At 37.0% G+C, this 24,083-nt stretch carries 22 protein-coding genes; 16 read left to right on the top strand and 6 right to left on the bottom strand.

Going from position 1 to position 24,083, the window contains the following annotated elements; translation table 11 throughout:
- Window positions 1–80: 80 nt before the first annotated feature.
- Both gldJ and IW15_RS17760 read left to right on the top strand, forming a co-directional pair.
- Complete coding sequence (gldJ, locus tag IW15_RS17765; protein ID WP_034714062.1) at window positions 81–1,682, top strand: gliding motility lipoprotein GldJ; 1,602 nt, start codon at window positions 81–83, stop codon at window positions 1,680–1,682.
- A gap of 64 nt (window positions 1,683–1,746) precedes the next feature.
- Complete coding sequence (locus tag IW15_RS17760; protein ID WP_034714060.1) at window positions 1,747–3,018, top strand: UDP-N-acetylmuramoyl-tripeptide--D-alanyl-D-alanine ligase; 1,272 nt, start codon at window positions 1,747–1,749, stop codon at window positions 3,016–3,018.
- Between the two features lie 132 nt (window positions 3,019–3,150).
- Here IW15_RS17760 and IW15_RS17755 read toward each other — a convergent pair whose 3' ends face one another.
- On the bottom strand, window positions 3,151–3,765 hold the full coding sequence (locus tag IW15_RS17755; protein ID WP_034714058.1) for an NUDIX hydrolase: 615 nt from the start codon (window positions 3,763–3,765) through the stop codon (window positions 3,151–3,153).
- Between the two features lie 36 nt (window positions 3,766–3,801).
- Between IW15_RS17755 and IW15_RS17750 the strand changes: the two genes are divergently transcribed.
- Window positions 3,802–4,191, top strand: coding sequence for a hypothetical protein (locus IW15_RS17750; protein ID WP_034714056.1), 390 nt, complete (start codon window positions 3,802–3,804; stop codon window positions 4,189–4,191).
- A gap of 30 nt (window positions 4,192–4,221) precedes the next feature.
- Here IW15_RS17750 and IW15_RS17745 read toward each other — a convergent pair whose 3' ends face one another.
- Genes IW15_RS17745 through IW15_RS17735 form a run of 3 tightly spaced genes read right to left on the bottom strand, consistent with a single transcriptional unit; the run spans window position 4,222 to window position 7,139 of the window.
- The gene (locus IW15_RS17745) at window positions 4,222–5,265 is read right to left on the bottom strand and encodes an anhydro-N-acetylmuramic acid kinase (protein WP_185097429.1); all 1,044 of its coding nucleotides are present in this window, start codon (window positions 5,263–5,265) and stop codon (window positions 4,222–4,224) included.
- 1 nt (window position 5,266) lies between these two features.
- On the bottom strand, window positions 5,267–5,854 hold the full coding sequence (gene lptC / locus IW15_RS17740) for an LPS export ABC transporter periplasmic protein LptC (protein WP_034714054.1): 588 nt from the start codon (window positions 5,852–5,854) through the stop codon (window positions 5,267–5,269).
- Window position 5,855: 1 nt separating this feature from the next.
- The gene (locus IW15_RS17735) at window positions 5,856–7,139 is read right to left on the bottom strand and encodes a membrane protein (protein WP_034714052.1); all 1,284 of its coding nucleotides are present in this window, start codon (window positions 7,137–7,139) and stop codon (window positions 5,856–5,858) included.
- 304 nt (window positions 7,140–7,443) lie between these two features.
- On the opposite strand from IW15_RS17735, the gene IW15_RS17730 reads away from it, so the two are divergent.
- The 5 genes from IW15_RS17730 to IW15_RS17710 all read left to right on the top strand — a co-directional run bounded on the left by IW15_RS17730 (window position 7,444) and on the right by IW15_RS17710 (window position 13,881).
- A complete protein-coding gene (locus tag IW15_RS17730; RefSeq protein ID WP_034714051.1) occupies window positions 7,444–8,562 on the top strand; it encodes a DNA polymerase III subunit in 1,119 nt (372 codons plus the stop codon).
- A 514-nt stretch (window positions 8,563–9,076) separates the two neighbouring features.
- Window positions 9,077–9,700, top strand: a complete 624-nt coding sequence (locus IW15_RS17725; protein ID WP_034714049.1) for a TetR/AcrR family transcriptional regulator — start codon at window positions 9,077–9,079, stop codon at window positions 9,698–9,700.
- Entirely contained in the window at window positions 9,687–11,000 is a 1,314-nt protein-coding gene (locus IW15_RS17720) for a TolC family protein (protein WP_034714046.1), read from the top strand. The genes IW15_RS17725 and IW15_RS17720 overlap by 14 nt, the downstream gene beginning before the upstream one ends.
- 14 nt (window positions 11,001–11,014) lie before the next feature.
- On the top strand, window positions 11,015–12,121 hold the full coding sequence (locus IW15_RS17715; protein ID WP_034714044.1) for an HlyD family secretion protein: 1,107 nt from the start codon (window positions 11,015–11,017) through the stop codon (window positions 12,119–12,121).
- A 182-nt stretch (window positions 12,122–12,303) separates the two neighbouring features.
- Entirely contained in the window at window positions 12,304–13,881 is a 1,578-nt protein-coding gene (locus tag IW15_RS17710; protein ID WP_034714042.1) for a DHA2 family efflux MFS transporter permease subunit, read from the top strand.
- An 80-nt stretch (window positions 13,882–13,961) separates the two neighbouring features.
- Here IW15_RS17710 and IW15_RS22150 read toward each other — a convergent pair whose 3' ends face one another.
- Window positions 13,962–14,396 carry a DUF1304 domain-containing protein gene (locus tag IW15_RS22150; RefSeq protein WP_051882180.1) on the bottom strand — a complete coding sequence of 145 codons (435 nt, stop codon included), beginning with the start codon at window positions 14,394–14,396 and terminating at the stop codon, window positions 13,962–13,964.
- Window positions 14,397–14,580: 184 nt separating this feature from the next.
- Here IW15_RS22150 and IW15_RS17695 point away from each other — a divergent pair, with 184 nt between their 5' ends.
- A complete protein-coding gene (locus IW15_RS17695; RefSeq protein WP_034714041.1) occupies window positions 14,581–14,928 on the top strand; it encodes a winged helix-turn-helix transcriptional regulator in 348 nt (115 codons plus the stop codon).
- A 14-nt stretch (window positions 14,929–14,942) separates the two neighbouring features.
- On the opposite strand, the gene IW15_RS17690 is transcribed toward IW15_RS17695, so the two are convergent.
- Entirely contained in the window at window positions 14,943–15,854 is a 912-nt protein-coding gene (locus tag IW15_RS17690) for an alpha/beta hydrolase (RefSeq protein WP_034714135.1), read from the bottom strand.
- 126 nt (window positions 15,855–15,980) lie between these two features.
- On the opposite strand from IW15_RS17690, the gene IW15_RS17685 reads away from it, so the two are divergent.
- From IW15_RS17685 to IW15_RS17655, 7 genes are all read left to right on the top strand, one after another.
- A complete protein-coding gene (locus IW15_RS17685; protein WP_034714039.1) occupies window positions 15,981–16,787 on the top strand; it encodes an SDR family oxidoreductase in 807 nt (268 codons plus the stop codon).
- A gap of 83 nt (window positions 16,788–16,870) precedes the next feature.
- The gene (locus tag IW15_RS17680) at window positions 16,871–17,785 is read left to right on the top strand and encodes a helix-turn-helix domain-containing protein (RefSeq protein WP_034714036.1); all 915 of its coding nucleotides are present in this window, start codon (window positions 16,871–16,873) and stop codon (window positions 17,783–17,785) included.
- A 259-nt stretch (window positions 17,786–18,044) separates the two neighbouring features.
- Window positions 18,045–18,731, top strand: coding sequence for a response regulator transcription factor (locus IW15_RS17675; protein WP_034714035.1), 687 nt, complete (start codon window positions 18,045–18,047; stop codon window positions 18,729–18,731).
- A gap of 264 nt (window positions 18,732–18,995) precedes the next feature.
- A complete protein-coding gene (locus tag IW15_RS17670; protein ID WP_034714033.1) occupies window positions 18,996–20,282 on the top strand; it encodes a sensor histidine kinase in 1,287 nt (428 codons plus the stop codon).
- Window positions 20,283–20,323: 41 nt separating this feature from the next.
- Entirely contained in the window at window positions 20,324–20,911 is a 588-nt protein-coding gene (locus IW15_RS17665; RefSeq protein ID WP_034714031.1) for a phosphatase PAP2 family protein, read from the top strand.
- A gap of 161 nt (window positions 20,912–21,072) precedes the next feature.
- Window positions 21,073–23,313 (top strand): outer membrane beta-barrel family protein, encoded by a 2,241-nt coding sequence (locus IW15_RS17660; protein WP_051882178.1) that lies wholly within the window; start codon window positions 21,073–21,075, stop codon window positions 23,311–23,313.
- A 51-nt stretch (window positions 23,314–23,364) separates the two neighbouring features.
- A complete protein-coding gene (locus IW15_RS17655) occupies window positions 23,365–24,036 on the top strand; it encodes a phosphatase PAP2 family protein (protein WP_034714029.1) in 672 nt (223 codons plus the stop codon).
- The last annotated feature ends 47 nt before the right edge of the window (window positions 24,037–24,083 follow it).

Genomic DNA, 24,083 nt, shown 5'->3' with positions numbered 1-24,083 from the left:
TTTTTCAAAAAAATCAATCTTTACTTGATTTATTGAATAATTTATTTTTTCTTTGTACTTTGAAAATATTTATATCGACTATGAAAAAACTAAAGTTGTTTTCATTAATAGCATTAAGTTCTACACTTGCATTAACCAGCTGTGGCGGGTCAGGAACCAGCAAAGGAGGCGGTACCAAAAAATTTGTCAGTAAGACGGGTTGGAAGCCAAACGAAAAACAGGGTTGGTTTTTTGCAGGAAAGCAACAAAAGCAAAAAGGTTGGCCGGGGATGGTATATGTAGAAGGTGGAACTTTTACAATGGGATTAGTGAAAGATGATGTCATGCACGATTGGAATAACAGCCCTCGCAGAATGCAGGTAAGTTCATTCTTTATCGGAGAAACAGAAATTACTAACTACGAATACCGCGAATACCTTACATGGTTGAAGTACGTATTCCCTCCAAGCGATCCCAGCTTTAAGGAAATCTATAACGGTGCTTTGCCGGATACCTTATTATGGGACAACAAATTATCTAGAAACGATTACAACGAAACTTATCTGCGTTCTCCTGAATTCGATTACTACCCTGTAGTAGGAGTATCTTGGACACAGGCAAACAGATATTGTGAATGGTTGACAGACAGAGCCAACGAAAAAGCGTTGATGCAGTCTGGAATTATTGCTAAAGATTTGTACATCAACGAATCTAACAATCAAGGTGGAACAGCATTCAACATGGATAAATTCAAATCGAATGATCCGGAAATGCAGGGCTATATAAACGAACAAAGAATGCAGCAAAAAACCGGTTTGAAAACTACAAACCAAAGACTTCTTGCTGCTAACAGAGCTCCAAATTCTGCGATGGTTCAGAAATTCAGACTTCCAACAGAAGTAGAATGGGAATTTGCAGCATTAGGAATGGCTAAAAACAGAGAGTATAACCAATACCAAGGTAAAAAACCTGAAATCGAAAGATTGAGAGGTACCAAAGGAAGAGATAAAGGAATGTTCCTTGAAAACTTCAAAATGGGAAGAGGTGACTATTCTGGTATTGCCGGATGGAAAAACGACGGATCTGCTCAGACTTCAGATGTGAGACAATATCCTTCTAATGACTTAGGAATATATGGTATGTACGGAAACGTGTCTGAATGGACCGCTGACGTATACAGACCTATCATCGATGAAGATTTCAGCGATTTCAATTATTACAGAGGAAACATGCCTCAGGCTATTGTAAGAAACGGTGACGGAACTTATAAAATGATTGACGAAGGTACTATTAAGTATGATACTTTAGCTGACGGCAGATTGGTGTACAAAGGATTGCCTGGACAATATGAAAGACAAACCATTGCTGATTACAGAAACTACAGAGACGGTGATAAGCAGTCTTCTTTAGAGTACTTCAAAGAAGGAGATTCTGCAGCAGGATACGATATGTATAACGCACCTCAGAAAAGATTTGTTGTAGATGCAGCTGGTAGAGTCAAATTACAAAAAGATACCAAAGACAGAACTTCTGCAATGTCTAACGATGTTAGAGTTGTAAAAGGTGGTTCTTGGATGGATACAGCATATTGGTTGGATCCGGGACAAAGAAGATATAAAAATCAAGGCAAAGCTTTCGGATGGGTTGGATTCCGTGTTGCCCAAGATGCTAGAGTTAGCGATAAAGCTAGAACGAGAAGATAATATTTATCAAAAAATACTTACAAAAAACCTTCCGGATTACCGGAAGGTTTTTTATTTTTGACCCATGAATATAGAACAGTTTTATCCTTTGTTTTTACAGTCAAATAAAGTGACGATCGACAGCAGAAAAGTAGGAAAGAATGATATTTTCTTTGCTTTTTCAGGCGAGAGCTTCAATGCTGCAACGTTAGCCGAAAAATCTATCGATGCAGGTGCTTTAGCCGTGATTGTTGAACAGGTTGAATTTGAAAATACAGATAAAAATATTTTCTATGTTCCTTCTACCTTAGACTTTTTGCAGCAGCTGGCCGTACATCACAGAAATCATCTGAAGATTCCTGTAATCGGGCTTACCGGCAGCAATGGAAAGACTACCACCAAAGAGCTTATACACGCCGCTCTTTCTTCCGTTTTTAATGTACAGTATACCTATGGAAATCTGAATAATCATATTGGAGTTCCATTAACTCTCTTGTCTATCAAACCGGAACACGAAATGGCCGTTATTGAAATGGGAGCCAACCATCAGAAAGAAATTGAGCTTCTCTGTACCCTTGCACAGCCTGATTTCGGATATATTACCAATTTTGGGAAGGCACATCTGGAAGGTTTTGGAGGCTTTGAAGGGGTTATCAAAGGAAAGTCTGAACTTTATGATTATCTTAAAGTGAACCACCGGACTATTTTAGTCAATGAAAACGATCCGATACAGACAGAAAAAACGGCGAACTATGAGCCGAAAATCACCTTTGGGAAAGACACTTCAGACTATAATTTCGAATCATTTTCAAAAGAACATTTTGTAGGACTCCGGTATCAGGGTAGGGAAATACTTACTCATTTAACAGGTGAATATAACTTCACCAACCTTTGTGCAGCGGTAAGTCTTGGTCTGCATTTCGGAATCGATTTTGAAAAAATAAAGAATGCGGTAGAAAACTATACGCCAACCAACATGCGTTCACAGGTTGAGAAAAGAGAAGACAAAACATTGGTTTTAGATACCTATAATGCCAATCCGAGCTCTATGGCCGCTTCATTGAATAATTTCATCACTTTTGAAGGCCAGAAAACTATCATTATCGGTGATATGCTCGAGCTGGGCGAAGAGAGTGAAAAAGAGCATAAAGAAATCCTGAATCTTTCCCATAGCTTAGGCTTTGAGGAAATTATTACAGTAGGAAAATATTTCAAAGCAGCGGGTTCTTCGGAACTTTCTTTTGAAACCACTGCCGAATTAATTGAATATTTAAAAACTCATACAATCCATTCCGAAAATGTGCTGCTGAAAGCTTCAAGAGGGATTGCATTAGAAAAAGCTGCAGATTTTATTTAACCTCAGGTCGGGATAAAATATTTTGTTTTTAAGGATATGAAGCCTGGAGCTTGAAGAGGGAAGTTATTCATCCTTCACATCACTACAGGAAAGAGTTGCAGTATTTTAATGTTTTTAAAACCCAAACTCATCTTATTGAGCCGTTTTTAAACTCCAGAATTCTTTTATAATTAATTTGATATTCTTAAAAGTGCTTGGGAAAACTTCATTTTCAATCTGTGCAGTGTTTTTCCAGGCTACTTCTGTGATTCCCTCTTCAATCTGAGGTTTTGAAGTATCTTCTCCATTGAAGTTCATTTCAAACCAGTGGGTGCATTTAAGGATTTTCTCCCCATTTCTTTCCACATAAATATGGTAGGTTGTATTGATAGGTTTTACCAGTTCTACATCCTTTAAACCTGTTTCCTCCTCAATCTCTCTTACAGCAGATTCCTCCCTGGATTCTCCTTTTTCCATTTTACCCTTCGGAAGATCCCATTTTCCTAATCTTTTGATGAAAAGGATATCACCTTCAGGGTTGTTTACGATTCCTCCTGCTGCTTCTATTATTCTGAAAAGGCTTTGAAATTCTTTCCAGATCTCATCAATATTCTCTCCAAAGACATTCAGTTCTTTTACCGAAGTGTTTTCTAAAAGATCTAATGCAATCTCTAAAGTTGAAAAACTTTCATAGCTGAGCTTTTTTTCAAGTTCTTCAGGATGCTTAGATAGTAATAATTTTTTTTCGTTGACAAAAACTTTATACATTTGTAAGAATTAAGAATTTAAATACAAAAATAAAAAATGAATTTAGAAGGACGAAAAATTATTGTTAATAAATCATCCAAAGAGTTGTCGGAATTGCTAAAAACACCTGAAAACTACAAAGGTTTTATGCCGGATGGTCTTCAAAAGTTTGAAACAAGAGAAGACGGCTTTAAATTCGGGCTTCAGGGAATGCCGGAAATCGCTTTAAAAATAGATGAAGTGGATGACCAGAAAGCTGTTTTAAAATCAGCAAGTTCAAGTCTGGATTTTTCATTAACAGCGACTCTAAACCCGATCAGCGAAAATCAGACGGAAGTTCAGATGCTTTTTGAAGGGAAATTCAATCCATTCATTAAAATGATGGTAGAAAAGCCGCTTCAAAATTTTATCAATACATTGACAGATAAGATCGAAGCTTATAAATAAAAAGAAAACCTTCAGACTTTGAAGGTTTTTTTATGCAATAATTCCTGAAGAGTGATCGACTGAACAGCCTGTCGCAGATGCGAGTATATTGATCTCATGACGTGCCCTTAAAACACCCATAAAAGCAAAGATCAGTGCTTCTTTGTAATCAATAATCTCCGGATCAGGAATGATAATTTCTGCAGTAGTTCTTTCCCGTATTTTCTCGATCAGAAAAGTATTATAAGTGCCTCCTCCGGTGAAGAGTATGTTTTTAATCTTATTTTCATCAATAACTTTAGAAATTTGATAGGCTGCATGTTCAGTAAATGTGGCAAGCACATCTATAGTCTCTATATCTTCCAATAACGGGAAAATAGATTCATTACACCATTCAACCCCCAAAGATTTAGGGTGTGGCTGTTGGTAAAATTCCAGAGCATTAAGTTGAGTTAAGAATTCCTGATGTACTTTGCCCTGTCTTGCCGAATCTCCATTCTCATCAAAATTTTTATTGAATTTTTGAGCGAGTTTGTTCAGGACAATATTAATAGGAGCAATATCAAAGGCAATTCTCTGGCCTTTCGATTGCAACGAGATATTAGAAAATCCGCCTAAATTCAAACAAGCATCATATTGCGGGAAAAGAAGCTGATCTCCAATCGGTACCAAAGGAGCACCGTTGCCGCCCATCAATACATCCTGACTTCTGAAATCGTAGATCACGGGAAGTCCTGTTTCAATTCTGATGGCTCTGCCGTCTCCAATCTGAAGGGTGAATTTTTTTTGAGGCTGATGAAAAACAGTGTGACCATGCGAAGCTATCAGATCAATGTTTCCAAGCTGGTATTTTTGGATAAATTCATTGACCTTTTTTCCTAAATAAAATCCATATTCTGAATGAAGTTCCAATAACTCTTCCGGCGAAAGATGAATGGAATTTCTAAGCCTGTCTTCCCAGTCTTTAGGATACGGAATCGTTTCTGCTTTTAAAATCTGAAATGTCCAGTGATCCTGTTTTTCAAAATTCGCATAGCAGATATCAAGGCCGTCAAGGCTTGTTCCGGACATCAATCCTATAGCCTGCATCATCATATTATTGAGGGGTTTTTAACCTTTTGGAACTCACGTCTCCGGAGCTATTATAGAAGGTGTATTCAGAGAAATCATCCTTAGCAGTCATGCCGTTGGCTCCCACCAGGGTAGATCCGTCTTCCATGGTAACATATACCGTATCTTTCGTATAAATTCTTCTCTTTTTCTGATCCCAGTAAATGCTCTGCATGGCAAACCGCTGGCCTTCATTAGTGGTGATTCTTACATCTCCTTTTGCTTCGTAAAACTTTTTGTATTCAAAAATCCGTGCATATTTTGCCGTGATTTTACCAGGCGTTTTAGGCTTTTTTTTATCGAAAAACTCAATGTTGATTCCTTTTCTTGCCACAATATACGGGCTGTCTATCAACTCGTATTTTTCGATAATTGCTGCTTTAGCTTTTAAGCTTACAAAGCCCGAATCGCGTTGTACAATATCTGCATTATTGATGATTTGCGAAGGGAAGTTTTTGCTTTTGTTTCCGTTGGCTTTGGTAAGGTCTTCTTCACAGGATGTCATTATAAAAAATATAGCACAACTAAAAAGGCATGCTATATTTTTATAAGATATTTTGTTGAAAAAATTCATTTTAGTTATACAGGGTCTTTCTGAACCACTTGTCAGCAAAATTGAAGCCGATTCGCAGGTTGATGAAATTCTGGTTGATCAGGTTGTTTTTAAGCGTTCCTCTTTTACCAACTTCCAATCCTAATTCAAGACCGCTCATTCTGGTGATACTGCTGGTTTTGAATGGAAGCATTACCCCTCCGGAGATACCGAATTTATTAATGCTGGTTCCATCCAGTTTAAGATTTCCTCTTTCATAGAAAGCTCCGTATCTGTAAATTACTCTTGAAAAATAATTTCTAAAGTTGTTATAGTTCGGAAGATACCATCCTCCGGCAGAAATTCTGTATGAGTCCTGGAAGTCAATAGTCTTTCCAAAATAAGAGATATCTTCTCCTTTTTTGTAATCCAACTGTCCAGAGAAGAACCAGTGATTCTCACTTCCGTAACCCACCCCTAAAGAGGCCTGTAGCGGAAGAAGGTTCTTGGAACTTGTAGTCTTTTGTTCTATAATCGTTTCATTAGCCTTTTCAGTCAGGGCAGTGTCTGTATAGTAATATGTGCTGTTTTTATAATCAGTGGTCATATTACTTGTATTTCCAAAAGTAGCCGTTGCTCCTACTGTCAATTTCTTGTCAGTACGTGTATTCAGATGCTGATAGCTGGTTCCTAGTGTGAAATTAAAATTTTTGATGCTGTTCTTAGTTTCATATCCGTTAATAAACTCAGAGTTTGTAGCACTGAATTCATTAATGTCATAAAGATTTCCGAAGTAAAGATTGGCTCTTGCTCCTACAGAAAACTCCTGATTTACTTTATAAGAAACTGCAACCTGTGCTGTATTCAATGTTCCGCTTCCGGTAAACTTATTTTGGATTACCGTTCCGTCCTTAAGTGTTTCAGAGTTTTGTAACTCATAGCTTTTTGAGCTGTATGGCTGATAAGAAAGCCCCATTTTCACCTTTGAAGACAGAGGAAATGCTATCGCGATATTAGAAAGATACGTAGAATGTTTTGTAGACTTTGTATCATTATAGTTGGTTTTGAAATAATTGTTTTCGTTGGTAGCCTCCAGCCTTATACTGGTAAGCTCGAAATTTGCATTATTTGCAGGGTTGGCAAAATTGAAACTACTCGTGAAGTCACTTATAAAGGCAGTTGATATACCTCCCATAGAGGTAGTTTCAATCGTATTATCATATTTTACATCTCCAATTCCGTATGTTGCATAGGGAGAATTGCTCAAGCTCTGTGCATTTAGGAAATATCCAACTGATATGAATGATAGTACAAAGATTTTTTTCATTCTTTATTTTTAAAATAATGCGCAAATATCTTAAATATTAATGAATTGTAAAAATTTCCTGAGGTTAAAGTTTGTTAAGGGCTATAAGTAGTGACTTTTCAGTGGTTAATTCATTTATTTATCCCTTTTTTTAGGAATAAAACAAGAGATAAAACACCGTTACCTCAAAAATAACAACCGGAAATATCATCTTATTACTTAATATCTGTCTTTGCATGAGATTTATTGATGGACTATTCAATCATGAAGAAAAATTCATCCACTCACAAATTACACCTTTCGCAAAATTCTTTATCTTTGAAACATGAATTGGGAGAATATCGCCGGACAGGAAAACCTGAAAAGACTTCTTAGGGACAGCATCACTGAAAACAGAGTGAGCCACGCCCAACTTTTTGTGGGAAAGGAAGGATACGGAACCTTACCTATGGTGCTGGCCTACGCGAAAGAAATTTTTAGCCGGGAAAATGAGCATGCCGCTTCTAAAGTGGAACATTTAAATCATCTGGATTTGCATTTCAGTTTCCCCGTATATACCGATAACAAAAATTCTTTAAGCAAAAACAAGTTCGAAGAATTCAGAGAAATGATTTTAGCTTCACCGTATGCAAGCTACGATGACTGGACTGCCTTTTTAGATTCCGAGAATAAACAGCTTTTTATTTCTGCGGATGAAGTGGATGACCAGAATCAGAAATTTTCACTGAAAAGCTACGAAGGCGGAACCAAAATCCTGATTGTCTGGAGAGCCGATAAAATGAATATCGCTGCCTCAAACAAATTCCTTAAATTTCTGGAAGAACCGCCTGCCAAAACAGTGATTCTTCTTACCGCTGAAAGTACCAATGATATCCTTCCCACCATTCTTTCGAGGACACAGGTGGTAGAAGTTCCCAGAATACATGATCAAGATCTGGAAAATTACCTTAAAAAAAGTTTTTCTGTTTCAGAAGAGAAAGCAAGAGAAATTGTTCACGAAGCTCAGGGAAATCTTAATGATGCCATAAAACTTTTACAGACCGGAAACAAAACCGATGAATTTGAAAAGCTTTTTGTACAGTGGGTTCGTGATGCCTTTATGGTAAAAAAGAAACCACAGTTTCTTAAAAGCATCATTATGTGGGCAAGAGAAATTGCAGGGTGGAACAGAGAAAAACAAAAGAATTTTCTCAATTATTGCTCTGAAATCTTCAGATTGGCTCTGCTGCAGAATTATCGGTCTGAACCTTTAGTATATAAAAGGATAGACGCCAATGGCTTCAACTGGACCGGATTTTCAAAATTTATCAGCGGTGCAAATATTGAAAGTATTTTAGAAGAAATCAATACAGCAGACCTGCATTTAACCCGAAATGGAAACCCTAAAATAATCTGGACCGATCTTGGAATAAAACTTTCCAGGCATATTCATAAAAATTCATAATAAATCTATTATATCCGCATTCGTGATATCGTATTATTTTCTATATTTATATGAAATTGTACGTACCGTTTCCGTTTCAGAGAAATCTCTGCAATAGCCCTGTTCATCAAGGATTATGGGATTGTGGTGGATGAATTGTTTTTTGATCATTCATGGAAATGCTGTTTATTGGTTTTTTAGATACTTTTATTAGTTGTTAAGATCATATCATTACTTTTTTAGTATCTATTCTTCCTAGCCTTGTATTTTTTGGTGATTGTACATTTTTTTATTTTTCTCAGATAATAATTTCTTAATTTTTATTCTTCCGAAGTAGAATTTGGTATGAATATTTCTATAAAAAGTGTTAAAAAAAATAAATTTTTAGACAAATTATTGAATTTTTTAAAGATTCTAACTGTAATAATTTCAGGCGCTTATGACTTTCAATATTAAAAAATAATTAAATCATCAATCAATCGTTTGATTTTATGAAAATCTTATGTAAATTTGCGCCCTTAAAATAGATGATGATATGGTTTCAAAAGAAGAAAATATATTATTCGCTGCTGAAAAGCTTTTTGCTGAAAAAGGATTTGATGGAACCTCTACCCGTGAGATTTCAAAAGCTGCGAACGTTAATATTTCTATGATTTCTTATTATTTCGGCTCTAAAGAGAAGTTATATGAAAAATTGGTTGAATACAGAATTGCCGAAGGGCAGTTCTTTTCGAAAGATATTTTGGAACGAACCGATATGAATGAATGGGAGAAAATAGTAAAAATAGTTGATCAGTTTGCAGGAAGAGTAAGACATCATAAATGTTTTTACAGAATCATGCAGCGCGAGCAGCTTTACACCGATAATCCAAAGATTGTAGCGTTTCTGAAGCAGACAAAAATGGGTTTTATCTCCATGTATTCACAAATTCTTGAAAGCGGTTTGGAGAAAGGAATTTTTACAAAAAATCCTCCTATTTATCTTCTTCATGCAACCGTTAGCGGAACATTATTCTATGCATCTAATGCAAAAGATATGTACAAAGAATTCCTTAATGACACTGAGGAAGAGGATGTCTTTGAAGAAAAATATTACACAGAGCTTAATAAACATATAAAATATATACTAAAAGACCTTTTAGGTTATGAAGAGAATTAATAACTCAGTTATTGCCTTATCCCTATTATTAGGAATGGCTAACATACATGCTCAGGAGAAAAAACAGCTCAGCCTCGATGAAGCGGTACAGCTGGGAATTCAAAACAGCAAGAATCTTAAGATTGACGCCGCCAAAATAGAAGAAGCTACGGCTGATCTTTTGGAAGCGAAAAACAGACAGCTGCCTGAATTGAAAGTTTCAGGAAGCTATATGTATCTTCCTATAAAACCAACGGTTGATATAAAACTTCCGGGAGTTTCCGGAGCAGGAGGCCCGGATGTTCATCAGGTTGCGTACGGATCTGTGAATCTTAGTGTACCCATTTACAGCGGTGGAAGAATTAAATATGGTATTCAGTCTGCAAAATATTTGGTGGAGGCATCAAAATTAAGCACTGAAAATGATAAAATTGCCATTGCTTACAACGTTGCTCAGGCTTATAATAATCTGTTTAAAGCCAATCAGTCGATTAAAGTTTTAGAGGAAAACCTTACGGCTTCTCAAAAAAGAGATGAAACTTTTCTTAAGCTTGAAAACAACGGAGTTATTGCAAGAAATGACCGTTTAAAAGCAAACCTTCAGACTTCCAATATTGAATTACAATTGCTCGATGCCAAAAATAATTATAACATCGCCAATATCAATATGGACCTATTGTTAGGATTACCCGATAATACAGAGATTGAGGTTGACCAGAATTATATCGATGAGAGCCAGGATGTAAAACCTGTTGATTACTATGTGAATGAAGCTAAAGAAAACCGTAAGGATTTACAGGCTTTAGATCAGCAGAGAAAAGCAGCAGAGTTGGGAAGTAAAGCAGCAAAAGCGGAAAATCTTCCTTCCATTGCATTTACCGGCGGATACGTAGCAGCAGATATTCCCAAGTTCCTTACCATATACAATGCGGTGAATGTGGGTGTTGGAATCTCATATAACTTATCCAATATCTGGAAAGAAAACTCATCACTGAAACAGTCAAAAGCGAGAGAAATGCAATTGTCTGCTACTAATGAGTTATTAAATGATAACATTAAGCTCGACGTCAACAGAGAATATCAAAATACCGATTACTCTAAAAAGAGAATCGCCGTTTTCGAAAAATCTGCTGAACAGGCTAATGAAAATTACAGAATTACTAAAAATAAATATGATAACGGGCTGGCAACCATGACTGAACTTTTGGATGCGGATGCAGCTCAGATTGCAGCCAATGTAGGCGTTATCAATGCAAAAGCAGATGCAGCGTTAGCCTACAGAAAACTATTACAAACTACAGGAACTTTAACAATTAAATAAGATTAAGACCAAAAATGGAAAATAATAATACACCAGTAACAACTGAACCTAAGAAGAAAAAAAGTTTGGTTTTCCCAATAATTTTAGCAGTTGTCGTAGTAGTGGGAGGGATTTATGGTTACAGAACATACTCTTACGGACAGGTTCATGAAGAAACGGATGATGCACAGATTGCTTCCAACATGAGCCCTGTGATTTCCAGAGTTTCAGGATATGTAACACAGGTAAAAGTAAAAGATAATCAGTCAGTAAAAAAAGGAGATACGTTGGTAATCCTGGATAACAGAGACCAAAAAATGGCTTTGGTACAGGCTGAAGCAGCGTTAGCTACTGCAAAAAGCAATATTTCTAACGCACAGGCAACTACAACCGCAACTTCAAAGAATATTAATACTTCAGAAGCAGCAGTAACAACAGCGAATGCACAAATAGAAGCAGCAAAAGTAAATGTTTGGAAGACCAATCAGGATTTAAAAAGATATTCTATCCTGGTAAAGGATCATTCCATTACAGAACAGCAATATGAGCAGGCGCTGGCAGCAAAACAATCTGCAGACAGACAATTACAGGTTTTAGTGGATCAGAGAAATCAGATCGCACAACAAACTAACGTAGCTTCCTCTCAGACAGCGGCAAGTTCTCAACAGATCAGCGTTGCAGGTTCAGTAGCCAAGCAGAGAGAAGTAGATGTGGAAAATGCAAAACTGAATCTTTCTTATACAGTTATCCTTGCTCCGGAAGACGGATTTGTGGGTAAAGTTTCAATTCAGGCAGGACAGTATTTACAGGCGGGATCTCAGTTATTCAGCTTAGTGAAGAATGACCAGAAATGGGTAGTTGCCAATTTTAAAGAAACTCAGGTTGATAAAATGGTAGAAGGACAGAAAGTGAAAATTGAGATCGATGCTTTCCCTGATACGGAATTTGATGGAGTGGTAAGCTCATTCTCTCCGGCTACAGGTTCTACATTCTCTATTCTTCCTCCGGATAATGCGAGTGGTAACTTCGTGAAAGTAGTACAAAGACTTCCTGTGAAAATAGATTTTGTAAAACTGGATCCAAGTATTGCTAAAAGGCTAAGAACAGGAATGAATGTGAAAGCTGAAGTTTCATTGAAATAGTATATGTAGTGATGTAAGGTATTGATGATTGAAAGATTGAAGAATTTAAAAATTCAGAGATCGCATATTCAATAGGAACGGGCTTTAGCCCGTTCAATAAAAAACATCAAAATCAACCGGCTTTAGCCGAAATATAAGATCATTAATACATTTTACATTCATACAAACATTTGTAAAAAACTATGCAAGATTCATTAGTAGAATATGGAGCACGGAGGGTGATCATTACGATTACTGCGATCCTTTGTGCTTTGCTTGAAATTGTGGATTCCACGATTGTGAACGTTGCCCTGAACGAGATGAAAGGTAACCTGGGATCTACACTTTCCGAGGTAGGTTGGGTAATTACCGCTTATGCCATTGGTAACGTAATTGTTGTACCGATGACGAGCTGGCTTTCTCAGCAGTTTGGACGAAGAAATTACTTTGCCGCTTCTATTATCATTTTTACCGTATTTTCATTTTTATGCGGGAATGCCGATAATATTTGGGAATTGGTATTTTTCAGATTGTGTCAGGGAATTGGTGGTGGAGCCTTATTGGTAACTTCGCAAACCATCATTACAGAATCATATCCGATTGAAAAAAGAAGTATGGCTCAGGCTATTTATGGTCTGGGAGTAATTATCGGTCCTACACTAGGTCCGCCATTAGGAGGTTATATTGTTGATAATTTTAGCTGGCCTTATATTTTCTATATCAATATTCCAATCGGGATTGCAGCAACCTTAATGACTTTACAGTTTATAAAAAGTCCTAAATATGCTGAAAAACGTAAAGCTTCAGATGTTGACTGGTTAGGAATTGCTTTATTGGCAATTACGGTAGGTTCACTACAATTCATTTTGGAAAGAGGGCATGAAGAAGACTGGTTTGCAAGCGGAATGATTGTAACCTTTACCGTAACCGCAGTATTAGGATTTATCCTATTCCTCTGGAGGGAACTTACGTTCAAATATCCGATTGTAGAGTTAAGGGTTTTGAAAAACAGTAACTTAAGGATTGGAACGGTCATGTCCTTTGTATTAGGATTTGGTTTATATGGTTCTACTTTTATTGTTCCCTTATATACTCAGAGTATTTTAGGATGGACGGCTTTAGAATCCGGTGCATTGATGATTCCGGCTGCATTAACAACAGCTTTCATGATGCCTATTATTGGTAAACTGCTTTCGAAAGGGGTAAAACAGCAGATCTTAGTATCTCTGGGATTATTTACATTCTTCATTTACAGTTTCTGGGGATATAAAATTCTGACTCCGGATACGAGCAAGGAAGCATTCTTCTGGATGTTGATGGTAAGAGGAGCCGGATTAGGATTACTGTTTATTCCGATCACATCCTTATCATTAAGTACCCTGAAAGGACAGGAAATCGGTCAGGGAGCTGCATTTACAGGGATGATGAGACAGTTGGGAGGATCTTTCGGGATCGCGGCCATCACCACATTTATCGCCAATGCCAGCCAGAAATACAGGGTTAATTTAGTCTCCCATTTAGACTCCAATGACTTTGATGTCCAGCAAAGGTTAAATGGATTAAAAGCAAGCTTTATGGCCAAAGGAATGACTCCCGATGCTGCTATGAATGCGGCTTATAAAATGCTGGATTTAACCGTCACTAAACAGGCGACAGTATTATCTTATATGGATGTATTCCTTTATTTGGGATTAGCTTTCTTAATTTGTATTCCGTTTATATTATTTATAAAGGACAGAAAGAGCAAAGAAAAAATAGACTTAAGTGAAGCCATGCACTAATTAAAACTATAATAAAAACCCTTCGAAATCTTTCGAAGGGTTTTTTGTTTATTGATAAGGAAAGTAAATTAAAAACTGCTTTACTTATTTAACTCCTTTTTAAATAAAGGATAGACCTGTAATAGAACAATGGCAGCTGGTACTGTTTGAAGAAAGGCCAGAATATAGGCTTTTGAAGTGGCAGCCAATACAATTCCAGCTCCTACTGCTGAAAAGCATACCAATGCAATCAATGCATAACCTACTGCGGTGTTCTTAGGTAAATAACGAAGTCCTGCAATTCCTCCTAAGGCTAAAAACAAATTATAGAAACCCTGATTGATGAAAAGCTTTTTCAGGACTAAAGCATGCATAGAATAACTCAGATCAGCAGGCGGATTGTTGAACATATCAAGTAGTATATTATACACCAACGGTTTCATCCAAAAAATGGCTTCCAGAATGAAAAAAAGCAAAAAATCGATGATCACAAAGAGGAATAAAGCTTTTGTAAAGCGGTTAAGAGGTTGATTCATATCGTTAATTATAAAATATAAAGATTCAATAATACAGCCGGATAGGCAATGACAGCGAAAATTATCAGTATAGGATAATTTTATCCCTATACATAAGAGCAAGCAGCACTCTTAATATCTAATTTCTTTAATCTGTCTGAGAAGATGCATTTATAATTATATTTGTGATTCAAAAGATGATACAATGTATGAAAAAAAGATCCCTAAAGACCTGAGCTGTGGCTTAAACATCGCCATAGAAGTGATAGGTGGAAAATGGAAAGCTAATTTGCTGGCGAATATCAATAAAGGGATGAAACGCCCTTCTGAACTGCATAAATCCATCCCGCAGGCCTCTGCGAGAGTTTTGAATCAGCAGCTCTCCGAATTGGAATTTCATGGGATAATCACCAAAAAAATTTACAATGTCATACCGCCAAAATCTGAATATTCTCTTACTCCGGGAGGAGAAAGCCTACTGGAAGTTTTGTATGCGATGAAAAACTGGGGGGAAGGATATAAAGAAACATTCCACAAGATTATTGAATACTAGAATTTTCCGATATCTTATTTCAAAACATGGGTTATGAATGTTAAAAATTCCTCCTGCTGATCAGCAAAAAGGTAATGGGAACAATTGTCTATGATTTTGAAATTTTCTTTTCCCGTTATATTTTTCATATCATTTAATTGTTTCTGGGAAAAAATTCCATCGTCTTTTCCATAGACTGCAAAAATGGGAATTCCTTTCTTTTTAATACTCTTTAAGATTCCTTTATTATCCAGGTTATTTTGAGTTTCGTTTTGATAAAATTTACCAGGTGAATCGGGATTTCTGTAGTTGTTTTTATACAGATCACTTGCTTCATACACAGCCCTTAACTGCTTACTTTCCGTTGTAGGATGAGGCATGGTGAAAAGATTCATGTCACTTGCCGTTTCATAACATCTCTTTCTGTAGGCAGCAGAATTTTTATTTAATTTTTCAGTTTCTGCAATCTGCTGGAGCTTTGAAGGATCATTTTTAAACTGCTCCTTAGCCTGTTTCAAAATATGATCATAGGTTTCCTGCTGGGAGAATAAAGCACCTGCAAGGATGAGAGCATTCACTTTTTCAGGATATTGATGGGTAAAAAGCGTGGCCATAATTCCTCCAAAGCTATGACTTAAAATCGTTGCTTTTTTGATCTGGTATTTTTGATACAGCTGTAAAAGATCTTCAAAACTTTCTTTAAAAGTCATTGTGGCATTTTCATCTTTCGAGCGTCCTTCACCGCGCCTGTCATATACAATAACATAAAACCCTTTGTCTGCCAATTGCTGTGCTGCAGTAGATTCAAACAAAGTGGAATTTCCACCGGGCCCGCCATGGATAAAGATCACAGGAGGATTTTCTTTGTTTCCATAATCTTTAGAGTATATGGTTTGTGCGCCAAGAACATTGAAGATTACAGTGCAAAGAAATAATAGGACTTTCATGATGATTTTTTGTTTTGCCAAAGCTAATGATTTAAGATGTTCCGTCAAAACAACTACAAACACACTCAATTTGGCTACATTTAAATGCCGGGTTCTCAGCAATTTTGCAGTATAGAATATCATACTATGCAAAAAACGATTTTTATTACAGGCGCATCATCGGGGCTGGGAAAAACAACGGCAAAATTATTCCACAGCAAAGGATGGAACGTTATTGCCACCATGAGAAATCCGGAATCGGAAACTGAATTAACACAATTAGAAAATGTTTCGGTATTACGACTAGATGTGACAGATCCGAAAGAACTGGAAGACACCATTGCTCAGGTTTTGGCGGAAAATGAAGTGGACGTGGTTCTTAATAATGCCGGATACGGATTAATCGGACCACTGGAAGCTTTTACCGATGAACAGATTAAAAAGCAAATCGAAACCAATCTGATGGGAGTTATCCGCATTACCAAAGCTTTTACGCCCTATTTCAGACAAAGAAAAGAAGGGGTTCTCATCAATATTACTTCCAGTTTTGGACTCATTGGATTTCCTACCTGTTCGATTTACAGTGCAACAAAATTTGCGGTAGACGGCTTCTCAGAATGTATGGGATATGAGCTGGCAGAGTTTGGGGTTAGAGTGAAGGTTGTGGCACCGGGAGGAATTCAGACTGATTTTGCCGGACGTTCTTTGGATGGAGCCCAACATGAGGGGTACAGTCGTTTAATGGAAAAGGTGCAGGAAGAATACAGCCCAGAGAAAATTGTAGATTATTCGAAACCGGAAATCATTGCTGAAGTAATCTATCAGGCAGCCACAGACGGAAAAGACCAGCTGAGGTATGTAGCGGGTAAAGATGCTGTTGCGTTATACAAAGAGCGGAATACAATAGGCGCAGAAAAACATGTACAGAAAATAAAATCTCAATTCTTAGGATAACGGGAACGCTAACAGTACTTTATTCTCATTCATAATTACATACGAATTCAATAATTCTCACCAATCCATCTTATCTTTGTTCTATGAAAACGCCAAAACTGCCTCTTCATTTCCGTTCATTATCAGCACTTCATGAAGCGATGGGGAAACCTGTGCCGCAACATCCTCTCATCAGCATTATGGATTATGGAGAAATCCGTTTTAATCCGGCTACCTTTGAGCATGGAATGAAAACTGATTTTTATAAAATTTCCTTTAAAACAAAATTTAATGGGAAGATCAGATACGGACAGGGATATTATGATTTTCAGGAAGGTGGAATGTCTTTCATCGCACCGGGACAGGTCTTAAGGGTTGATTATGAAGAAGCAGCCCATGAAGGGATGTCACTACACATCCACCCGGATTTTTTAAGATCTTATCCGTTACTGGCAAAAATAAAGAAATACGGCTTCTTCTCGTATTCTGCAGCGGAAGCTCTGTATCTTTCGGAAAAAGAAAAAAATAGTATTCTGAGTATTTTTGAAAATATCCAGAATGAACTGAACGAAAGAATAGATCCTTTCAGCCAGGATGTTGTGATTTCCCAGATCGAGCTGCTGCTTACCTACAGCAACCGTTTTTATAACAGACAGTTTATCACAAGAAAAGCCGTCAATAATGATCTGCTTTCTAAACTGGAAGATATTCTGAATGATTTTTTCGATAAAGAAAAAGGGGTAGAAGGATTGCCTACAGTAGAATACGTTGCTTCGCAGCTGAATCTCACTCCAAGATATCTCAGCGATATGCTCAGACATCATACAGGGCAGAATGCACAACACCACATTCATGATAAACTGATTGAGAAAGCGAAAGAATATCTGTCTGATTCTCAACTTTCAGTAGCTGAAACGGCCTACCAGCTGGGTTTTGAACATCCGCAGTCTTTCAGTAAATTATTTAAAAAGAAAACCGCACTTACGCCGAATGCGTTTAAGCAATCCTTTCAAAAATAAAGTATAATCAGGGTAAAGTCATCTTTATAAACGGATATTTATTATTCGCTTACCTATTTTTCTTACTAAAATGAATCATTCCAGATAATCAACTATCAATCATAGCGGTTAATTCAATATATTTGTTCTGTTGGATATGTAGAAGAAACGCGGCAACTTCTTTATATTTAATTCAAAATTTCTTCAAAATTGAAGCAATATATTTGCAGAATGAAACATCCATGTTTCATCAGAATTTAAATACAATAGCATTAAACTGATGAAAATCCTGATTATTGAAGACGAAACCGAACTGGCCAAAAGCATTTCTGAATATCTTTCAGGAGAAAATTATTTGTGCGAGTTTGCAGCGACTTTCAAAGAAGCGATGGACAAGATCGAAACGTACGCATATGACTGTATTCTACTGGACATCATGCTTCCGGACGGAAACGGCCTTACCATTTTAGAAGAATTAAAAAAACAGAATAAGCAGGACGGAGTCATTATTATTTCAGCTAAAAATGCACTGGATGATAAGATTAGCGGCCTACAGTTAGGTGCTGATGACTATCTTACGAAACCTTTTCACCTTTCGGAGCTGATGGCAAGGATTTATTCTATCATTCGCAGAAAACAGTTTAACAATTCTAATGTTGTTAAACAAAATGAACTGCAGATTGATCTTCTGGCAAAGACGGTGACCATTAATCACCAAACTATTGTGCTCACCAAAAAAGAGTTTGACCTGTTGATTTATTTTGTGGGTAATAAAAATAAAGTTATTTCTAAAAGTACCTTAGCAGAACATCTTTCCGGGGATTTTGCTGATATGCTCGATAACCACGATTTTGTGTATGCCCATGTAAAAAACCTGAAGAAAAAGCTCTATGATGCCGGCTGTGACCATTACCTGAAAACGGTATACGGGACGGGGTATAAGTGGGAAGTTAAGGGGAGTAGTTGACGGTTTGTGGTTGTTAGTGTTTAGTTTTTAGCTTATAGTTGATGGGTTGAGAGTGATGGAATGAATACTTTTTTCTAAGTATGAAATTTTAACTTCCAAAATACGATGGACAGCAAATAAGCACCAATAAACGGTAATTTCCAATACAATAACAGCAGCCATGCAAAAAACACAAAAAAACAGTATAAAAATTATAACAACATCATAAATTAGCATACCATAACCAAACACTAAACACTAAAAAACCAACACCCGCCAACCCAATTGAAGCCGCTATTAAGTAAAACCACCAAACCATTCATCATCTATGTCCTTATTATTTTGGCCATCAGTATTCCCGTATATTATGTGGTGGTGGATACGATCTGGAAGGGTGAGCTTGATGAGCACAATGTAACGATTGCAGAAAAAACAGCATATGAGTTCAATCATCTGAAACTCTCTGATCAGGAACTGGAAAAAAGCATCGCGCTTTGGAACCAGATCCAGCCGGGAACCGATATTGAAAAAATGCCGGCCAACAGTTTAAAAAAAGATCAGTTTTTTACGGTTGAAAAGAAAAAAACATTCGGGTCCGAGCCGGAAACAGAGCGGTACAGAAGCCTGAAGAAAATTATTTATATTCATCATGTTCCCTATCTTTTTACTGTTGAAACCAATATAGAAGAATCTCAGGAAACCGTTGCTGCCATTAGCTTGATCACGATTTTTTTCTTTATTCTTATTGTGATTGGCTTGCTCTTTTTAAATAAAAAACTTTCGGCTTCCATCTGGAAACCTTTCCGGAATACCTTAGACAGCCTTAAAACATTTAATCTTAATAATCAGACTAAAATTGAGTTTGCCCTAACGGATATTACAGAATTTGAAGAGCTTAACCAATCTTTACAAACCTTAATAGAACACACCGTTTCCGTATACAAAACGCAAAAAGAATTTACCGAAAATGCTTCCCATGAGTTACAGACTCCTTTGGCAATTCTTAAAAATAAACTGGATAATTTATTGCAGACTGAAGATCTTACTGAAAAACAATACCGTATTGCCGAGGAAATGCACAGGACTTTAACCAGAAGTGCAAGAATCAACAAAAATCTTTTGCTGCTGGCTAAAATTGATAATAACCAATTTGACAATTCGGAAACTATTCGGTTTGATACATTGCTTCAGCAAAGTATGGAAACAGTAAAGGAACATTTTGATCAGAAGAATATTACCGTTCATGAATATATTGCATTCGATATCCAGGTAAACGGAAACAGCAGCTTAACGGAAGTTCTGATCAATAATCTGATTTTAAATGCTATTCGGCATACGTCATATGATGGATCTATTTCAGTGAAATTAACAGATGCTGTGTTTGAAGTCGCCAATTCCGGAACAGAACAGCTTAATAGAGATTTGCTGTTCAAAAGATTTTCGAAACTGTCGTCAGATAACAGCGGAAGCGGTTTGGGACTGGCCATTATCAGTGAGATCTGCAAATTTCATCACTGGACCATTGATTACAGATTTGAAAATCAGTTACATATTTTTTCAGTAACCATTTAATATTCATACTTTTATTATGGTGAAATTAAAATCATGATCCGATGAAATCATTTATTGACCATTTAAATCAGTGGGACACAGAGTTTTTTCTTTATATCAATGGGAAACACAATGCTTTGTTTGATATTATTATGTATTGGGCAAGTGATAAATGGTTTTGGGTCCCTTTTTATGCTCTTTTGTTATTCTTTTTAATCAAAATTTATAAAAAAGCAAGTGTTTATGTACTGTTGGCTATCGGGATTACGATTACTCTGTGTGACCGGATTGCTTCAGGTTTGATTAAGAATACGGTTTTGCGTTTACGTCCGTCTCATAGGCCCTCACTAATTCCACTGATCCATTTAGGCAAAGCCGGGCCAGGTGGGCCTTATGGATTCGTTTCCTCCCACAGCGCCAATGCATTTGGTCTGCTTACCTTTCTTTTCCTGCTGTTGCCTTCTAAATATAAAGGATTGAAGATAATATTGTTGATTTGGGCTTTGCTGGTATCTTATAGCAGAATATATAATGGAGTTCATTATCCGTTTGATGTTCTCGGCGGGGCAGTGGTAGGGATTGTTTCCGGATGTTGTATAGGATTGTTGTTTCAGACCGTTTTTAAAAATAATAAAAGTTTTAAATCGTAAATTGAATACCTATTAAAAATAATAATAAAAGTTGATGAACGCCATCAGCCTTTTCATGTATCAGTGTATAAATAATTAATATATGATCTCTTCTGGCAGGCTTACGATTCAAAATTAATTCAGAATTAAGGCCCATTTTTGTGGTTTAATAAATAATCACGGTGAAACAATTATCAATTCTTCTGGCTTTACTACCTGCTCTGTTAGTAAGTGCCCAAACTACAAACCCCGGAACTCTCAAAGATAAAGCAGCTGACTCCCTGGCAGGAAATACCATTAAGGCATTGGAAGGAGTTACCATTGTCGCTAAAAAAGCAGTAGTAGAAAATAAAATTGATAAAATTGTATACAATGTTGCCAATGATTTGACATCTCAAAATGGAGCTGCAATTGATGTCTTAAAAAAAGTGCCGCAGGTGACCGTTGATGCAGACGGAAATGTAGAGCTACAGGGAAATCCTAATGTACGGTTTCTGATCAACGGAAAACCTTCAAGCATATTTGGTAACAGCCTTGCCGACGCGCTGGCTTCCATTCCTGCGAGTCAAATTAAAAGTATTGAAGCGGTAACCAGTCCCGGTGCAAAATATGATGCGCAGGGAACAGGAGGTGTTATTAATATCATTCTGAATGAAAGAAAAGTGAAAGGCATCAACGGAACTGTAAATGCATCAGCAGGAACACGTTTTGAAACCGGGTCTGTCAACCTGAATTTCAGAAATAACAATTTCAGTCTGAATACTTTTTTCAGCGGAAATGCCCAATTGAAATCCAGAACTCCTTCATCGCAGGACAGAATTTCCCATGATCTTTCATCACAAACCCGTTTATTACAGGACGGCTATACCGATTTTCAAAGGTACGGTTACCGTACCGGTTTAGGATTTGAGTGGTCGATTAATAAAACCAATACAGTAAGCGGCTCAGTTTCTTACAATGATTTTGCCAACAAAAGCATCGGTTTGATTAATCAGGAACAATATATCACGGATTTTTCTAATGGAGGTGAGCAGTCGATTATGGGGTACAGAAATTCTGATAACCGTTCTTCTGTACATTCCATTGACGGAAATATCAGCTACAGAAAAACTTTTAAAAAAGAAGGGCAGGAGCTCACCGCAGATTATGTGGTAAGCTACGGCTCCCCGAAAAGCAATTATTTGCAGACGCAGAGTGTATCGGGTGCATCATCACCTTACAGCGGGATTTCAGGAAGCAATCCGGGAACGGATACCAGTCATACCTTATCAGTAGATTATGTACAGCCGGTCAATGACAATGTTACCCTTGAAATGGGGGCGAAAACTATTCTTCAGCATATCACGAATACAACTGATGTGAGTGTTTTAGATGCTTTGTCAGAGCAATATGCAGCAGATCCTTTTCAGTCGTACCGATTACAATATGATATGGGAATTTACGCGGCGTATCTTTCCTCTTCACTGAAATTATTCAACTGGCTGGATGTACGGGCAGGCGCGCGTTACGAGTATACCTCCGTAAAGATTGATTTCCAGAATACCAGTATACCTTCTTACAATTTGTTGGTACCCTCCCTGATTCTGTCTCATAAATTTGATAAAGGACAAACCCTGAAACTGGCCTACACAAGAAGAGTCGAAAGACCTGAATATTCCGAAGTGAATCCATTTTTAAACTTCAGTGATCCGCATAACATTACCACCGGAAATCCTGGCTTAAAACCGGAAATAGGAGATAATATGGAATTGGGATACACAAAAAATTTCACCGGTGGAGCAACGGTTTCATTAACCCTTACAGAGCGGATCAACAGCCAGGATTTAAAACAAATTACCACTTTTTATCCGGTTTACACCGTAAATGGTACGGAGTATGCAAACGTATCCCTGACCACCAGACAAAATATAGGAAAAGAATACAATTCCGGAAGTATCGTGTCCGGCTCCATTCCTTTACTGAATAATAAATTGAATATACGCGGGAATATGATGATTTTCCACCGGTACATTGTAAGTGATATTTATGTTGGAAATCTGGATATGGGGATGCGTTACCGGTTAAACTTAAATATAAATTACCAGTTTCCAAAAGATTTTATTGTAGAAGCGTTTGGAAATTATAATTCTGCGGCGAAAAATATTCAGGGTAAAAATCCGCAGTCCATTACTTACAGTATTGCTGCGAGAAAGCAGTTCTGGAATAAAAAAGCAAGTATTGGTTTTACCGCAACGAATCCGTTTAATCAATATATCAAACAGGTAACGACCGTTGATACCAATGATTACAGCTCCTATTCAGTGCGTCAGCTGCCGCTTCGGTCTTTTGGGATCAGTTTCAGCTACAAATTTGGGAAAATGGATTTTAAAAAAGAAAAAGATATCAGCAATGATTATCTGAATGAGGCTTCACAGGGAAACTAAGTTTACCATCATTCAGAATTAATAAATTACAGTAAGAATAATGATGTACCTATGAAATTAATTACATTTCTTCAGGCCAATGAAAGGCTTTTATTCCGTTCCGCACTTGCCACACTTTTAATAGCATTCATCGTGTTAAGCTTTTTTGTGCTCCTTGTACCCCCGAAATATTTGGATATTCATATTTCAGAAGAAATACAGGAAAAGCAGACACCGGTCCTTACTCCCATTATGATTTGGATAAGCTGGTTTGGGAGAACACCCGTATCTATTGTAATGGTGGGAATAACTTCACTTTTCTTTCTGATACGGGGATATAAAAAAGAAGCTGTACTGGTTGTTTCAACACTTCTTTCCGGGATTTTAGGGTTAGCTTTTAAAATGCTGATCAACAGACCCCGTCCCTCCAAAGATTTGGTGATTCTTCTGGAAGATACCAAATACCAGAGTTTCCCCAGTGGGCATGTATTATTTTATACCGTATTTTTCGGATCATTGATCTTAATTATTCTTCACTTAAAAAAGATATCCTATAAGATCAGGATATTCCTGATTACTTCCTGTCTTTCTATGATTTTCTTCGGAGCAGTTTCCAGGGTTTATCTCGGAGCGCATTGGTTTACCGATGTGTTGGGCGGGTTTATCTTAGGAATTGTGTGCGTATTGATTATGGGCTATTTCTACGTTAAAAATGACAGGAGTATTTCTGAAAGTAAAAATTGATCATTCAGAATTTCTTCTAAATCAGGCTGCACTTTTGTACTGAAAAT

This window comes from Chryseobacterium soli (assembly GCF_000737705.1).
Lineage (GTDB): Bacteria > Bacteroidota > Bacteroidia > Flavobacteriales > Weeksellaceae > Chryseobacterium > Chryseobacterium soli.
The sequence above is the reverse complement of the archived record's forward strand: the minus strand, read 5'-3'. Positions and strand labels throughout refer to the sequence as shown.

Bases quoted from the DNA above. Each gene is read 5' to 3' on its own strand.
- gldJ (WP_034714062.1), top strand. From the start codon at position 81: ATGAAAAAACTAAAGTTGTTTTCATTAATAGCATTAAGTTCTACACTT.
- IW15_RS17760 (WP_034714060.1), top strand. From the start codon at position 1,747: ATGAATATAGAACAGTTTTATCCTTTGTTTTTACAGTCAAATAAAGTG.
- IW15_RS17755 (WP_034714058.1), bottom strand. From the start codon at position 3,765: ATGTATAAAGTTTTTGTCAACGAAAAAAAATTATTACTATCTAAGCAT.
- IW15_RS17750 (WP_034714056.1), top strand. From the start codon at position 3,802: ATGAATTTAGAAGGACGAAAAATTATTGTTAATAAATCATCCAAAGAG.
- IW15_RS17745 (WP_185097429.1), bottom strand. From the start codon at position 5,265: ATGATGATGCAGGCTATAGGATTGATGTCCGGAACAAGCCTTGACGGC.
- lptC (WP_034714054.1), bottom strand. From the start codon at position 5,854: ATGAATTTTTTCAACAAAATATCTTATAAAAATATAGCATGCCTTTTT.
- IW15_RS17735 (WP_034714052.1), bottom strand. From the start codon at position 7,139: ATGAAAAAAATCTTTGTACTATCATTCATATCAGTTGGATATTTCCTA.
- IW15_RS17730 (WP_034714051.1), top strand. From the start codon at position 7,444: ATGAATTGGGAGAATATCGCCGGACAGGAAAACCTGAAAAGACTTCTT.
- IW15_RS17725 (WP_034714049.1), top strand. From the start codon at position 9,077: ATGGTTTCAAAAGAAGAAAATATATTATTCGCTGCTGAAAAGCTTTTT.
- IW15_RS17720 (WP_034714046.1), top strand. From the start codon at position 9,687: ATGAAGAGAATTAATAACTCAGTTATTGCCTTATCCCTATTATTAGGA.
- IW15_RS17715 (WP_034714044.1), top strand. From the start codon at position 11,015: ATGGAAAATAATAATACACCAGTAACAACTGAACCTAAGAAGAAAAAA.
- IW15_RS17710 (WP_034714042.1), top strand. From the start codon at position 12,304: ATGCAAGATTCATTAGTAGAATATGGAGCACGGAGGGTGATCATTACG.
- IW15_RS22150 (WP_051882180.1), bottom strand. From the start codon at position 14,396: ATGAATCAACCTCTTAACCGCTTTACAAAAGCTTTATTCCTCTTTGTG.
- IW15_RS17695 (WP_034714041.1), top strand. From the start codon at position 14,581: ATGTATGAAAAAAAGATCCCTAAAGACCTGAGCTGTGGCTTAAACATC.
- IW15_RS17690 (WP_034714135.1), bottom strand. From the start codon at position 15,854: ATGAAAGTCCTATTATTTCTTTGCACTGTAATCTTCAATGTTCTTGGC.
- IW15_RS17685 (WP_034714039.1), top strand. From the start codon at position 15,981: ATGCAAAAAACGATTTTTATTACAGGCGCATCATCGGGGCTGGGAAAA.
- IW15_RS17680 (WP_034714036.1), top strand. From the start codon at position 16,871: ATGAAAACGCCAAAACTGCCTCTTCATTTCCGTTCATTATCAGCACTT.
- IW15_RS17675 (WP_034714035.1), top strand. From the start codon at position 18,045: ATGAAAATCCTGATTATTGAAGACGAAACCGAACTGGCCAAAAGCATT.
- IW15_RS17665 (WP_034714031.1), top strand. From the start codon at position 20,324: ATGAAATCATTTATTGACCATTTAAATCAGTGGGACACAGAGTTTTTT.
- IW15_RS17655 (WP_034714029.1), top strand. From the start codon at position 23,365: ATGAAATTAATTACATTTCTTCAGGCCAATGAAAGGCTTTTATTCCGT.